13 protein-coding genes are annotated in these 13,397 nt (G+C 40.1%); 5 read left to right on the forward strand and 8 right to left on the reverse strand.

From position 1 onward, the window contains the following. Positions 1 to 4 precede the first annotated feature (4 nt). The 5 genes from B3209_RS10175 (at position 5) to B3209_RS10195 (ending at position 4,315) form a co-directional block, all read left to right on the forward strand. Positions 5 to 1,228 carry an OmpA family protein gene (locus B3209_RS10175; protein ID WP_296665151.1) on the forward strand — a complete coding sequence of 408 codons (1,224 nt, stop codon included), beginning with the start codon at positions 5 to 7 and terminating at the stop codon, positions 1,226 to 1,228. Between the two features lie 69 nt (positions 1,229 to 1,297). Further along, positions 1,298 to 1,960: an amino acid ABC transporter permease gene (locus tag B3209_RS10180; protein ID WP_296665153.1), complete on the forward strand. Its 663-nt coding sequence runs from the start codon at positions 1,298 to 1,300 to the stop codon at positions 1,958 to 1,960. After that, a complete protein-coding gene (locus tag B3209_RS10185; RefSeq protein ID WP_296665155.1) occupies positions 1,938 to 2,642 on the forward strand; it encodes an amino acid ABC transporter permease in 705 nt (234 codons plus the stop codon). Before B3209_RS10180 ends, B3209_RS10185 begins: the two co-directional genes overlap by 23 nt. Before the next feature lie 22 nt (positions 2,643 to 2,664). Then, entirely contained in the window at positions 2,665 to 3,411 is a 747-nt protein-coding gene (locus B3209_RS10190) for an amino acid ABC transporter ATP-binding protein (RefSeq protein WP_414717794.1), read from the forward strand. Positions 3,412 to 3,478: 67 nt separating this feature from the next. Next, a complete protein-coding gene (locus tag B3209_RS10195) occupies positions 3,479 to 4,315 on the forward strand; it encodes a cysteine ABC transporter substrate-binding protein (RefSeq protein WP_295795942.1) in 837 nt (278 codons plus the stop codon). Here the strand turns inward: B3209_RS10195 and B3209_RS10200 are convergent. From B3209_RS10200 to B3209_RS10235, 8 genes are all read right to left on the reverse strand, one after another. Further along, complete coding sequence (locus B3209_RS10200) at positions 4,312 to 5,295, reverse strand: SAM-dependent methyltransferase (protein ID WP_296665161.1); 984 nt, start codon at positions 5,293 to 5,295, stop codon at positions 4,312 to 4,314. The genes B3209_RS10195 and B3209_RS10200 overlap by 4 nt on opposite strands. Further along, on the reverse strand, positions 5,292 to 5,681 hold the full coding sequence (locus B3209_RS10205) for a PilZ domain-containing protein (protein ID WP_296665164.1): 390 nt from the start codon (positions 5,679 to 5,681) through the stop codon (positions 5,292 to 5,294). The genes B3209_RS10200 and B3209_RS10205 overlap by 4 nt, the downstream gene beginning before the upstream one ends. A 1-nt stretch (position 5,682) precedes the next feature. Beyond that, positions 5,683 to 7,416 (reverse strand): biosynthetic-type acetolactate synthase large subunit, encoded by a 1,734-nt coding sequence (ilvB, locus tag B3209_RS10210; RefSeq protein WP_296665165.1) that lies wholly within the window; start codon positions 7,414 to 7,416, stop codon positions 5,683 to 5,685. 112 nt (positions 7,417 to 7,528) lie between these two features. After that, the gene (ilvD, locus tag B3209_RS10215) at positions 7,529 to 9,220 is read right to left on the reverse strand and encodes a dihydroxy-acid dehydratase (RefSeq protein ID WP_296690571.1); all 1,692 of its coding nucleotides are present in this window, start codon (positions 9,218 to 9,220) and stop codon (positions 7,529 to 7,531) included. Positions 9,221 to 9,355: 135 nt separating this feature from the next. Continuing rightward, entirely contained in the window at positions 9,356 to 10,393 is a 1,038-nt protein-coding gene (tsaD, locus tag B3209_RS10220) for a tRNA (adenosine(37)-N6)-threonylcarbamoyltransferase complex transferase subunit TsaD (RefSeq protein WP_296663972.1), read from the reverse strand. A gap of 59 nt (positions 10,394 to 10,452) precedes the next feature. Beyond that, positions 10,453 to 11,625, reverse strand: a complete 1,173-nt coding sequence (locus B3209_RS10225; protein WP_296663974.1) for a divergent polysaccharide deacetylase family protein — start codon at positions 11,623 to 11,625, stop codon at positions 10,453 to 10,455. Between the two features lie 27 nt (positions 11,626 to 11,652). Then, positions 11,653 to 12,606, reverse strand: a complete 954-nt coding sequence (locus B3209_RS10230) for a ParB/RepB/Spo0J family partition protein (RefSeq protein ID WP_296663976.1) — start codon at positions 12,604 to 12,606, stop codon at positions 11,653 to 11,655. Beyond that, entirely contained in the window at positions 12,599 to 13,354 is a 756-nt protein-coding gene (locus B3209_RS10235; protein ID WP_273465909.1) for a ParA family protein, read from the reverse strand. The genes B3209_RS10230 and B3209_RS10235 overlap by 8 nt, the downstream gene beginning before the upstream one ends. Between the last annotated feature and the right edge of the window lie 43 nt (positions 13,355 to 13,397).

Here is a 13,397-nt window from a genome sequence, read left to right on the forward strand (position 1 = left end):
CAGCATGAAAAGAAAAATCTTATTGATTTCAGTTTTGTTAATTTTTGCATCTTCACTTTTTGCACAGGAAAATACAGAAAGCGTTAAGTTTGAATTTAAATATCAGAAAGGCGACCGCTACAGAATTCTTTCAACAGTTGACGAAGACATTTTTGTAAATCACCGCAAAAGCCACCATTCAATAATCGTAAATAGAGTTTCCGCGGAAATTACAGACGTAACAAAAGACGGACAAGGAATCCACGACTGCATTTTTATGACAACGGAAGATTCCACAGGAACTTACACAGGCGCAAGATTTTCTTACGGAAAAGATTACAAAAGCATTTTTAAAAGAAGCAAAAACGGAACTTACACAATCGCAGACGAATATTTTATGCCGACTGTGCGCGATGTTCCGATTTTTCCAAACAAAGAAATTTTACCGGGAGAAAAATGGAGTGCAAAAGGACACGAAGCCCACGACTTAAGAAAAGGATTTGGAATTGAAAAACCGTACAAAGTTCCATTCAACGCCGAATACACTTACGAGGGACGCGATGAAAATTCCGGGCTTTATAAAATAAGAGTACGCTACACAATGTATATGGAAAATCCTCCGATACAAAATTATGAGCTTGATGACTATCCAGTTACAACTCGTGGATTCAGTGACGAGACAATTTTTTGGGACAACGAAAAGGGCGCAATTGACCACTACACCGAGTCTTTCAGAATTTCTATAGAAACTGCCGCAGGAAATATTTTTGAATTTAGAGGAACTGCCCATGCAGAAGTTACAGAATTTGCAAGGACAAATACAACAGAAAACATTTCTTCCGTGCAGAAAAAAATAAAAGAACTTGGACTTGAAAATGTTACCGTAAAGCCGGATGAAAAGGGACTTACAATCGCAATAGAAAACATTCAGTTTGAGCCGGACAGCGCAGTACTCTTGGAAAGCGAAAAACTTAAAATTCAGCAGATTGCAAAAATCCTTGAAAGCTGGCCTGACAACGACATTTTAGTTACGGGACACACAGCACTTGCAGGAACAGAAAAAATGCGGAAAATTCTAAGTGAAGAAAGAGCAAGCGCAGTGGCAGAATATTTAATTGGACTAAACGTGCGAGACAGATTCCATGTATTCACGCAAGGCTTTGGAGCAGAACGCCCAATCGCAACCAATAGAACAGAAGAAGGCAAATCAAGAAACCGCCGCGTTGAAATCACAATAATGGATAAATAATTCAGAGGAAATTTTTAAAGCGAAAGTCTGTTGACCAATATTTCTTTTCCAATTAGACTTATAGGAATTATGGACTTTGGCTTTATTCATCAAGTGATTCCTCTGTACGAAAAAGCTGCGATTCTGACTTTAAAAGCCGGGCTTGCAGGAGTTGTTCTTTCAATTGCGCTTGGACTTTTTTGTGCTGTAATCCGCTATTGGAAAATTCCTGTTGCAAAAGAAATTGTAAAAGCATACACAGAGCTTTCACGGAACACGCCATTGTTAATCCAATTGTTTTTTTTGTACTTTGCTTTTCCGAAAATGGGAATAAAACTTTCTTCTGAACAATGCGGAATAATAGGTTTGACTTTTTTAGGCGGAAGCTACATGGCAGAAACATTCAGAAGCTCGCTTGAAACAGTCGGAAGAATTCAGCTTGAATCAGGAAGATGCATCGGGCTTACAGAATTTCAAATTGCGAGATTTGTAATTCTTCCGCAGGCGTTTTCAGTTTCCATACCGGGAATTTGCGCAAACACAATGTTCCTTATAAAAGAAACTTCAATGTTCAGCGCAGTCGCACTTGCAGACCTTATGTACATTGCAAAAGATTTAATCGGTCTTTATTACAAAACAGAAGAAGCACTTTTCCTTTTGGTCGTTTCATATTTTATTTTGCTTTTGCCAATAACAATTTTAAGTTCATTTGCAGAAAGGAAGCTCCGCTATGCACAGTTCGGAAATGCTTGATTCAATTACAAATTCATTCAACGTAATTTTCATGGGTAAAAATTTTCTGCGTCTTTTGCAGGGACTTCTTGTTACAATTGAAATCGCGGCAGTTTCCGTAGTTTTTTCAATTATACTTGGATTTTTGCTCGGCGCGCTTATGACTGTAAAAATAAAGCCGCTCCAAATTATCTGCAAAATTTATCTTGAGTTCATGCGCATTATGCCTCAGCTCGTTTTACTTTTTTTGGCGTACTTCGGACTTACAAGAGCATTCGGAATTTCAATCAGCGGAGAAGCGGCATCTGTTCTAGTGTTCACGCTTTGGGGAACTGCGGAAATGGGAGACCTTGTGAGAGGCGCGCTTGAAAGCATTCCGCGTCATCAATACGAAAGCGCAAAATCAATCGGACTTAATGAAAAGCAGATTTACATTTACGTAATCATTCCACAGACTTTGAGACGGCTTATTCCGCTTGCAATGAATTTAATTACAAGAATGATAAAGACAACTTCTATTGTAGTTTTTGTCGGTGTAATCGAAGTTGTAAAAATTGGTCAGCAAATAATTGACGCAAACCGGCTTACAGTTCCCACAGCCGCAATAGCAGTTTACGCTGTTATTTTTTTCATGTACTTTATAGTTTGTTGGCCGCTTTCGATTCTTGCAGGAAAACTTGAAAAACGCCAAAAAGACAATTAAAACTTTGGAGAAAAAAATGAGCTTGCTAGAAATAAAAGACATAAAAAAAGAATTCCCAAAAGTCGGCGGAATTTTAAACGGAGTTTCACTTGAAGTTGAACGCGGAGAAGTCGTTGTAATTTTAGGACCTTCCGGATGCGGAAAAAGCACGCTTCTAAGATGCATAAACGGACTTGAAGAAATTCAGCAAGGTGAAATTCTTTTAGACGGCGAAATAATCAGCAACAGAAAAAAGAATATGCATTTAATCCGCCAAAAAATAGGAATGGTTTTTCAAAGCTACGATTTGTTTCCACATTTAACTGTTGAAAAAAATATTTTGCTTGGACCTTTAAAAGCGCAGGGAAGAAAAGCAGATGAAGTGAAAAAAGAAGCGGAGCTGTGGCTTGAAAGAGTCGGACTTCTTGAAAAAAAAGATTCGTATCCAAGAGAACTTTCCGGCGGTCAGAAACAGAGAGTCGCTATTGTCCGCGCGCTTTGCATGCACCCAGAAGTTCTTTTGTTCGATGAAGTTACAGCGGCTCTTGACCCTGAAATGGTGCGCGAAGTTCTGGACGTAATGGTAAACCTTGCAAAAGAAGGACGCACGATGGTAATTGTAACCCATCAGCTGGAATTTGCCCGTGCAGTTGCAGACAGAATTGTTTTCATTGACGAAGGAAAAATTGTAGAAATATCAAAGCCAGAACAGTTCTTTAACAATCCGAAAACTGAACGCGCCAGAAAATTCTTAAAAGCCTTTATGTTCGACAAAGTAAAAAATACTTGAAATTGCGCTTGACATTTTCCTATCAAATAAGTATGTTTATTCTATCTTAAACAAAAGAGGTAGAAGTATGAAAACAAAAAAAGGAATTATTCTTGCCGCCGGAATTGCAGCAGTTCTTAGTTTATTTTCAGCTTGCACAAAAGAAAATAAAACTTCCGCAAGAACTGTTGAGCAGATAAAGAAAAGCGGAGAAATAAAAATTGCAGTATTCAGCGACAAAAAGCCTTTTGGATACGTTGATGAATATGGCGAATATCAAGGCTACGATGTTTACTTTGGAAACCGCATTGCAAAAGACCTCGGCGTAAAAGTAAAATATGTTCCAGTTGAAGCCGCAAGCCGCGTTGAATTTCTTGTTACAGGAAAAGTTGACATTGTTCTTGCAAATTTCACTGTAACTCCAGAACGTGCGGAAAAAGTTGACTTTGCTCTTCCGTATATGAAAGTTGCTCTTGGAGTTGTTTCACCGGAATCAGCTCTTGTTACAAAGCCGGAAGACTTGATTGGAAAAAAACTTATAATCAGCAAAGGAACAACAGCTGAAACTTACTTTACAAAAAATTATCCAGAAGTTGAGCTTTTAAAATTCGATCAGTATGCAGAAGCCTATGCTGCGCTTCTTGATGGAAGAGGAGCTGGAATGTCAACAGACAACACAGAAGTTCTTGCCTGGGCTTTGGAAAATCCTGGATATAAAGTCGGAATAGAAAGCCTTGGAGAACTTGACACAATTGCCGCCGCAGTTCAAAAAGGAAATTCAAGTTTGCTTGAATGGCTCAACAATGAAATAGTAGAGCTTGGAAAAGAAAACTTCTTCCATGCCGACTATGAAGCAACTCTTCGTTCGACTTACGGAGCAGAATCTGACGCAGATGCTCTTGTAGTTGAAGGCGGAAAACTTTAAGATTTTTCGCAATGTATAAAAGTCAATTCATGCTTATTGTAATTTAAATGAATAACTTTACTGTCTGGAATTTCTTCAAACTTTGAAATCAAATTCCAGTCAGTTTTTCCTTGCATTTTTATTGTGCAGATCATCTTTTTAGTTTTTCCGCTTTCAATCCACATCTTTATCCATTCAAGAAGACGCTCAGGATAGCAAATCACATCGCTGAAAACCCAATCGAATTCTCCAAGCGATTCAGACTTCAATGTGAAAGCGTCATGCGCCAAAAATTCCACAAGCGGATTTTTCATTAAAGACGGAACAAGTTCGCTCCTGTCAACTGCAAAAACTTTTGCGCCTAAATTCACAAGAACATAAGTCCAGCCGCCGGGACACGCTCCAGCTTCAAAGCATCTTGAAGAAGCAGAAGGAAGTCCGCAGCCAAAAATGCTGTCTGCAACAGAAAGGCTTTCTTGAATTTTTAAATACGCCCGGCTCGGAGGATTTTCGTGATCTTCTATAAATGAAATTTTTCCTGCAGGAAGTGAACTGGAAGTTTTTGCAGAAGCAATCATCGTGCCTTTATCAAGCAAACAAAAAAGTCCAATTTCAGATGCAGGGAGTTTTACCGGAAAATTTTTGGGTTTGAAATTTATATACGGAAGTTTTTCCTGAATCAATGCGGCTCTTCTAAAACAAGTGGAACTGCATGAAGCCCAAGAACGCTGAATTTTTTTCAGTTCGCCGCTAGCTTCTCCAATTGAATCAAATTTCAAAATGAAAGGCTCAAGCATCGCGCTTCTGCAAAAATAAGGAACTTTAAAACTTCCGTCAGAATTTTTTATGTTGTAGTCAGGAATATAAAGAAGTTCTCCGTAAGCAACAGCATTTTCCATAGAAACAGAAAAACGTTCTTTTAGCTCGTCTCTTAGAATTCCATCCATTTCTGGAAAAGGAAGAAACGCCGCGCCTGAAATTTTTTCTATTGAAGTGCTCATTTTACAAATTCCGCTTCTGGAGAAATAATCATGTCAGCAAGATCAGGATTTTCCTCGGAACTTTCCTGAAGGCTGTTTATAAAAGAAGCCAATGCAGGAGAATCCGGAGAACGCAAAATTTTAAATCCAATTTCAGTTTCACTTTCGTCTTCTTTTTTCCATTTTGGAACACAGACAAATTCAAGCGGACGTGAAAAATCCTGCCGAGAAAAAGTTATAAAAACAGTATACTCATCTTCCGCATCTACAAAGACAGGATTTGGAAAATGCGCACTGAATCCAGACATACTTATATCTTCAAGAACTCCGGGCAAGGCGCAGATACGTTCACAATCAATGCGTCCAATTTCATTAAAACGCTCTTCCCCTCTGAGCTCCTTTTTCATATCAGTTCATAACCTCTTCGCTGAGTTTCATAATCATGTCGTAAATAGGTTTTCCGCCTGGAACCATAGGGAGCACCATTTCGTCAATGTCAACTTCAGCATCGATTACAGCCGGTTTTTTTGCATCAAAAGCTTCCTTGAAAACTTTTTCAAATTCCTTTGCATTGCTCGCCTTGTAACCTTTAATTCCGTAAGCATCGGCAAGCTTGCACCAGTCAGGTCCAAAGTCAAGAGTTGTCTGGCTGAATCTTTTTCCGTAGAAAAGACGCTGCCACATTCTTACATTTCCGAGCGCGTGATTGTTCACAACAATAATTACAATCGGAAGATTATAATGCTGAATTGTCGCAAGTTCGTTGCAGTTCATGCGGAATGAGCCATCGCCTGCAATATGAACAACACGGTTATTTTTGTCCGAAAACTGAACGCCCATTGCCGCTCCAGTTCCAAACCCCATTGTTCCAAGTCCGCCGGAAGTTATAAAAGTTCTAGGCTTTGTAAATGGATAAAACTGAGCAGCCCACATCTGATGCTGTCCAACTTCAGTTGTGATAAAAGTATTTTCACCTGCAATTTTGTTTATGCATTCGCAGATAAATTTTGGATTTATAGAATGCTCTGGCTTTTTGTCATAGCATTCAGGATATTCCTTTTTCCATGCTTGAATTTGCTCAATCCATTCTTTGCGTTCTTTTTTTTCAACAGAAGGAATAAGACGGCCAAGGATTTGCTTTAAATCTCCAACAAGAGATGTGTAAGCCGGAATATTTTTATTAATTTCCGCAGGGTCAATATCAATGTGAACAACTTTTGCGTTCTGTGCAAATTTAGAAGAATCCAAAATAACACGGTCGCTGAATCTTGAGCCAAGAGAAATCAAAAGATCGCATTCTGTAACGCCCATATTGCTTGCTTTTGTTCCGTGCATTCCAATCATCCAAGTGCATAACGGATGAGTTGCCGGGAATGAAGAGCGCGCCATAAGACTTTCACTTACAGGAATATTTGCTTTTTCTGCAAGCTCAAGAAGCTCTTTTTCTGCACCGCTTATTCCGATTCCGCCGCCAGCATAAATAAAAGGACGCTTTGAATTGTTTATCAGCTCTGCAACTTTTTTTATATTCTCTTCTGATGGAATATTTATTTCAGCAATTCTTTTTAAATTTGAATGATTTTCTATAAGAATGCCGTTTCGCTCATTTTCTTTTGAAAGCGGCTCAAATTCAACTTCCGCAGCAGTAACATCTTTTAAAATATCAATCAGAACAGGACCAGGACGACCGGTCTTTGCAATGAAAAAAGCTTCACGGATAGTTTTTGCCAAATCCTTTACATCGCGAACCATGAAGTTCTGCTTTGTAATAGGCATAGTTACGCCTGTAATGTCGATTTCCTGAAACGTATCTTTTCCCAAAAGATTGTTTGGAACATTGCAAGTAATTGCGATAATCGGACTTGAATCCATATACGCAGTTGCGATTCCAGTTACAAGGTTTGTAGCACCAGGACCGCTTGTTGCCATGCACACTCCGACTCTTCCTGTTGCACGGGCATATCCGTCTGCGGCGTGGGCAGCACCTTGTTCGTGCGCAGTTAATATGTGATTTATTCTGCCTGAATTCTTATAAAGAGCGTCATAAATGTTAAGAATGTTTCCGCCCGGATAACCAAAAACAGTATCAACTCCCTGCTCTATAAGACATTCTATAACAACTTGTGAACCTGTAATTTTCATTTCTTAATATTCCTTTCTGTTTTTTTTATTTACTGAAGAATTGCATTTTTATTTAGTCGCAGCCTGCGTCTGCTTACTGAGTTTATCTTTCGATAAACTCACACAACTATTTTTACTGTAGAATTGCTCCCTTATCGGCAGAACTTACCAATTTTGCGTAGCGCGCCAGATAGCCGGTTTTTACTTTTGGCTCTGGGGCAACCCATTTTGCCTTGCGTGCGGCAAGTTCCTCGTCGCTTACTTCAAGATGGATTTTGTAGTTGTTTATGTCCAAAGTAATTTTGTCGCCTTCCTGAACAAGCGCAATCGGACCGCCAACAGCCGCTTCAGGCGAACAGTGTCCAAGAGAAGCGCCACGTGTAGCACCGCTGAATCGTCCATCGGTGATAAGCGCAACCTGCTTGTCCAAGCCCTGGCCTGCAAGAGCCGCTGTAACCGCAAGCATCTCACGCATTCCAGGACCGCCTTTCGGACCTTCGTAACGGATTACAACAACATCGCCCGGCTTAATCTGGGACTTCTGGACAGCTTCCATTGCCTCACTTTCATCGTTGAACACGCGCGCAGGTCCTGTGTGGTGCATAAGCTCAGGAGCGCAGGCTGATCGTTTTACAACTGTTCCGTTCGGCGCAAGGTTTCCGAACAGAATCGCAATTCCGCCGTTGTCGCTGAACGGATTTTCAATCGGGCGAAGAATTTCAGGATTGCGGTTTTTAACGCCAGCAATGTTTTCCGCGATCGTTTTTCCTGTGGCGGTAATCAAAGATGTATTTATAAGATTCTTTTTTGCAAGTTCAGCCAAAACCGCCTGCACACCGCCTGCATCGTCAAGCTCGCACATAAAAGTGTGCCCTGCAGGAGCCAAGTGGCAAAGATTCGGAGTCCGCTCAGAAATTTTATTAACCTCGTGCAAGTCAATGTCAATTCCAGCCTCGTGCGCAATAGCCGGAACGTGCAGCATTGTGTTGGAAGAACATCCGAGCGCCATATCCGCTGTAAGCGCATTGCGGAAATTTTCAGCCGTCATCATCTGGCGGGCAGTAATTCCTTTTTTATACAAATTCATAACAGCCATACCAGCGTGCTTTGCAAGCGCGATTCGTTCACCTGTTACGGCAGGAATTGTTCCGTTTCCAGGAAGTCCAAGCCCCAAAACTTCAGTAAGGCAGTTCATTGAGTTCGCGGTGAACATTCCAGAGCAAGCACCGCAACCAGGACAAGCGCGGTGCTCCATTTCCTTAAGCTGCTCCTCTGTGATTTTTCCAACAGCAAGACCGCCCACAGCCTCGAACATATCAGTCAAAGAAAGATTCTTGCCCGAATAAGGATTCGACTTGTCATTTCCAGGAAGATGTCCCGGCATCATCGGACCGCCAGAAACAAAAACGGTCGGCAAATTAAGGCGTGCGGCAGCCATCAGCATTCCCGGAACAATCTTGTCACAGTTCGGAATCATAACAAGAGCGTCAAACTGGTGAGCTTTTGCAACACATTCAACGCTGTCGGCAATAAGCTCGCGTGTTACAAGCGAATATTTCATTCCCTCGTGTCCCATCGCAATTCCATCACAAACGCCAATCGCAGGAAATTCAATCGGAGTTCCGCCAGCCATTCTAACGCCAGCCTTAACAGCCTCCGCAATCCGGTCAAGTTCAATATGCCCCGGAATAAGTTCATTTTTTGCGCAGATAACACCAACCAGCGGCTGATTCAATTCCTCATCAGTATAACCCGAAGCATAAAAAAGAGAACGGTGCGGCGCGCGGGCAACACCCTTACAAGCATTATCACTTTTTTTTGACATAGTCGAACCTCGATATAAAAAACTTCTATAAAATAACTAAAAGTCTTAAAATGCGTTTTTCCATTATACAAAAATATACGGATTTGTAAAAGTCAGAGCTTTTTAAAAAGACAAACTGAATTTTAACACAAAAAATTATCTTCTTCCAAAAGCCTCAAGATTTGCAAGTCCCCTTTTAAACTGCGGAATTCTTGCGCAGGCTGTTGTATTCAGCGGACTTGTTTCTCCACGTTTAAGAAAATGGTATGCAACACCGGCAATCATCGCACCATTGTCGCCACATAATTTTAATGGAGGAAAAATACAGTTTATTTCTTTATGTTCAGCAAGCATTGCCCTAAGCCGTGAATTTGCAGCAACACCGCCACCAGCAACAACAGTTTTAAGTCCGGTATCTTCTACAGCTCTAAGCAATCTTGAAACCAAAGTTCTGCAAGCAGTTTCCTGAAAAGACGCCGCGATATTTTCAACTGATTTTTCAAAGCCTTCATTTAAAAACATATCAGCCTGATGAATTACAGCAGTTTTTAGTCCGCTGAAAGAAACATCATAACGATGATCGCCTTTATCAAGTTTTGGAAGAGGAAAACTGAACGCAGTCGGATTTCCGTTTTTAGCAAGCTTGTCAATTATAACTCCTCCCGGATAACCCAAATCGTAATATTTTGCAACCTTGTCAAACGCCTCGCCAACACTGTCATCAATTGTAGTTCCCAAAATTTCCAAGTCGTCAAAACCGTTTACTTTTGAAATAATGCTGTGTCCGCCGGAAACCAAAAGCCCAATGTACGGATAAGGAATATCATTTTCAAGATGAGCGGCATACATATGTCCCAGCATATGGTTAACAGCGATGAAAGGCTTGTTTGCAGCCCATGCCAAAGTTTTTCCAAAAGTAAGCCCGACCAAAAGCGCGCCCATAAGCCCCGGACGATTTGTAGCGGCAATAGCATCAACTTCATCAAGCGTCAAATGAGCTTCCTCCAAGCTCTGCCTTACAACCGGAAGAATCCATTCAGCGTGCTTGCGGCTTGCAATTTCAGGAACAACACCTTTGTAAATTTGATGAAAAGGAATTTGAGTTGCAACAACATTGCTTAAAATTTTCCTGCCGTCTTCAACAATTGCGCAGGCTGTTTCATCACAAGAAGATTCTATTCCAAGAACTTTCATATATACTCCAACAGAATGACAAGGCAAATCATCGGTTTTATCTTGTATTCCAAGTAAAATTATTTTTGAATCTGCGAAGGAAAAGCAAACTTGTATCCTTTTTGCTTTAAATACGGATACATATCATTCAAAAGCTGCGGAAGAATCTTTGCAGATTTATCAACGTGGCCAATCATTATAACTTTTCCATTTTTATTTGCAATTCCAAGTCCGCGGTAAATTTGAGAGAGCATTTCATCTTTAGAAATTATGTCGTCTATAAAAACATCACGCTCAAGAATTTTCATATCTCGTTCCAATGCCGCTTGAGGAGCTTTTGTCTGCGCAGAAGTCCTAGAATCCACAAAGAAAATTCCGTTGTCAAGAACAGCATCAAGAACCGCTCCAATTTTCATAACATCGCAAGTTATAAGAGAGCCTTCATGATTATTAAGACCCTTTATCGGACCGATTTCCGCAATATTTTCTGAAACTTGCCTATAAACTTCGCTCAAAGACATATCAGGCAAAATCGCGCCCTCTCCGGGATTAAGCTTTAAATTTTGAGCTTGCATTGGCTGATGAAGCATAAGTTCCTGTCCAGAATTTCTCACAATGGCCGCACAATCTTTTGAATGCGCAAGTTTTGGAAGAACCGCAATCGCAATCGGAAAAGGAAGGCTTGTGTAAAGCTTTAAATTGTAAGTGTCGTATCCGCCGTCATCAATTATAAAAACAAGAGTCGCTCCATTTTTTGCAGGCGGAATCGAATATTTTTCAACTTTTATTTCTTCATTTTTTTTTGCAGGCGGATTTACAGAAGCAATCTTAGGAGATTCTTTTTTTACTTCCGGCTTAGAAACTGGCAGAGGCTTTTTTTCTTCAGATTTTTTTTCAACTGGAATTTTTTTTATTTCAGTGTGAATCTCGGATGGCTTTTGAACGGTTTCTTTTTTTTCAGGCTGAATGTTTTTCGGTCGATTTGTTTTGTTCTCTAAAATTTTATTTTTTTCAGTAGACTTATTTTTTTGTTCATGGCGCAAAACAGGCTGCTCAATATTTGCAACTTTTGGTTGCTTCTCTTTTTTTGGAGACGAAAAAACAAAAGCCATGGAAAGAAAAACCGCGCACAAAAAAACAATCGATGCGGACAGAAGCATAACACTTTTATTGTCAAGAATTATCTTTGGCTTCTTTTTGCGAGGAGTTCTTTTTTTTGCAGTTCTTTTTCGATTTTGTTTCTTTGCAGCCATTTTTATCAATAAAAAATTTTATTAAAACTACAAGTTAGCGTCTGGCACAATCAAATTAAAAATGCGATCCAAATCTTCAGAAGAAAAATAATTTATAGAAATTGTTCCCTTGCTGAATTCGCCTTTCAACTGAACTTTTGTTCCAAGCCGCTCGATAAGTTTTTGCTCAAGCGCCGCAAGATTCGGATCTTTTTTTGGCTCTGGCTTAAAATCAGTTTTTGCAGCCGAAGAAATTCCGCCTTTCATTTCCTTGGCAATATTTTCAGACTGCCTTACAGAAAGCCCCTGTCCTATTATTTTTCCAAAAAGAATCCGCTTGTCAGAATCATTTTCCAAGCTCAAAATAGCACGCGCGTGTCCAGAAGAAATTGAATCTGTAACAAGTGCTTTTTGAATATCTTCCGGAAGCTTTAAAAGACGAAGACAGTTCGCAACCGTAGATCTGTTTTTTCCAACGCGTTCCGCAACCTGATCCTGCGTTAAATTTCCAAGCTCCATTAAATCATAATAAGCCTGTGCTTCTTCCAGCGCATTCAAATCTGTACGCTGAATATTTTCTATAAGAGCAACTTCAAGTTTTCTTTGCTCTGAATATTTTCTAAGCTGAACAGGAATTTTTTTAAGTCCTGCGGCTTTTGCTGCACGAGTACGGCGTTCACCAGCAATGATAAAAAAAGTTCCGTCGTTCGCATCTTCTATTATAACAGGTGAAAGAATTCCTTCCTTGCGAACTGATTCTGTAAGCTCTGCAAGTTTTTCATCATCAAAGTAAGTTCGAGGCTGGCGAGGATTCGGTTTTAAAAGAGCCGGATCAACCCAAAGTGTTCCGTTTTCATCAGAAGAAATTCCAGCCGGAAGATTTAAATTTACAGGGGCCGCATTTTCCTTAAGTTGAACTCCATTTTCAGAAAATTCTTCGGACAAATCAACTTCTTGCATCAAGGCTCCAAGGCCTTTTCCTAATCCCTGATGTTTAGCCACGGCTGATTACCTCTTCTGCAAGTCTCTGATAGCTTTTTGCGCCAACACAATTCGGATCGTAAATGCAAATCGGCTCACCATGGGAAGGAGCTTCTGAAAGTCTTACATTGCGCGGAATAATTGTATTAAAAACAACATCCTTGAAATAACTTTTTACCTGCATAACGACATCCTGCGCAAGACGGGTTCTTGAATCATACATAGTAAAAAATATTCCGCCTATTACAAGATTTTTATTTATGCTTTCCTGAACTTTTTTTACTGTTTGCAGAAGAAGGGTGATTCCTTCAAGCGCAAAATATTCACACTGCATAGGAACAAGAACAGCATCTGCGGCGGCAAGTCCATTCAATGTAAGAATTCCAAGGGAAGGCGGACAGTCAATCAGAATGTAATCATATTTTTCACGGACAGGAGCAAGGGCATTCTTTAAAAAGTACTCGCGGTTTTCCTGATCTACAAGTTCAATCGCAGCTCCAGACAAATCAATAGACGCACTGATGACATCAAGATTTTTTACACCAGAATGCTTTATAGTTTCATCAATAGTTGACTGACCTGCAAGAAGCTCGTAAATGGTAGGCTTTTTTTTGCTGACTCCAACGCCGCTAGACATATTTCCTTGGCTATCAAAATCAACAAGCAGAACTTTTTTTCCGCCCACCGCAATATAAGCTCCGATATTTATAGCAGATGTAGTTTTGCCAACGCCACCTTTCTGATTAACAAAAACAAATACCTTTCCCATGATTAAACCATTATAAATTATATAGTAATAATTTTCAATTAAT

Source organism: Treponema sp. UBA6852 (assembly GCA_002449305.1).
Taxonomy (GTDB): domain Bacteria; phylum Spirochaetota; class Spirochaetia; order Treponematales; family Treponemataceae; genus Treponema_D.

Excerpts from the sequence above, each read along its gene's own strand:
- ilvB (WP_296665165.1), bottom strand. The coding sequence starts at position 7,416 with ATGAAAATTACAGGTTCACAAGTTGTTATAGAATGTCTTATAGAGCAG.
- ilvD (WP_296690571.1), bottom strand. The coding sequence starts at position 9,220 with ATGTCAAAAAAAAGTGATAATGCTTGTAAGGGTGTTGCCCGCGCGCCG.
- B3209_RS10185 (WP_296665155.1), top strand. The coding sequence starts at position 1,938 with ATGCACAGTTCGGAAATGCTTGATTCAATTACAAATTCATTCAACGTA.
- B3209_RS10235 (WP_273465909.1), bottom strand. The coding sequence starts at position 13,354 with ATGGGAAAGGTATTTGTTTTTGTTAATCAGAAAGGTGGCGTTGGCAAA.
- B3209_RS10180 (WP_296665153.1), top strand. The coding sequence starts at position 1,298 with ATGGACTTTGGCTTTATTCATCAAGTGATTCCTCTGTACGAAAAAGCT.
- B3209_RS10225 (WP_296663974.1), bottom strand. The coding sequence starts at position 11,625 with ATGGCTGCAAAGAAACAAAATCGAAAAAGAACTGCAAAAAAAAGAACT.
- tsaD (WP_296663972.1), bottom strand. The coding sequence starts at position 10,393 with ATGAAAGTTCTTGGAATAGAATCTTCTTGTGATGAAACAGCCTGCGCA.
- B3209_RS10205 (WP_296665164.1), bottom strand. The coding sequence starts at position 5,681 with ATGAAAAAGGAGCTCAGAGGGGAAGAGCGTTTTAATGAAATTGGACGC.
- B3209_RS10195 (WP_295795942.1), top strand. The coding sequence starts at position 3,479 with ATGAAAACAAAAAAAGGAATTATTCTTGCCGCCGGAATTGCAGCAGTT.
- B3209_RS10175 (WP_296665151.1), top strand. The coding sequence starts at position 5 with ATGAAAAGAAAAATCTTATTGATTTCAGTTTTGTTAATTTTTGCATCT.
- B3209_RS10200 (WP_296665161.1), bottom strand. The coding sequence starts at position 5,295 with ATGAGCACTTCAATAGAAAAAATTTCAGGCGCGGCGTTTCTTCCTTTT.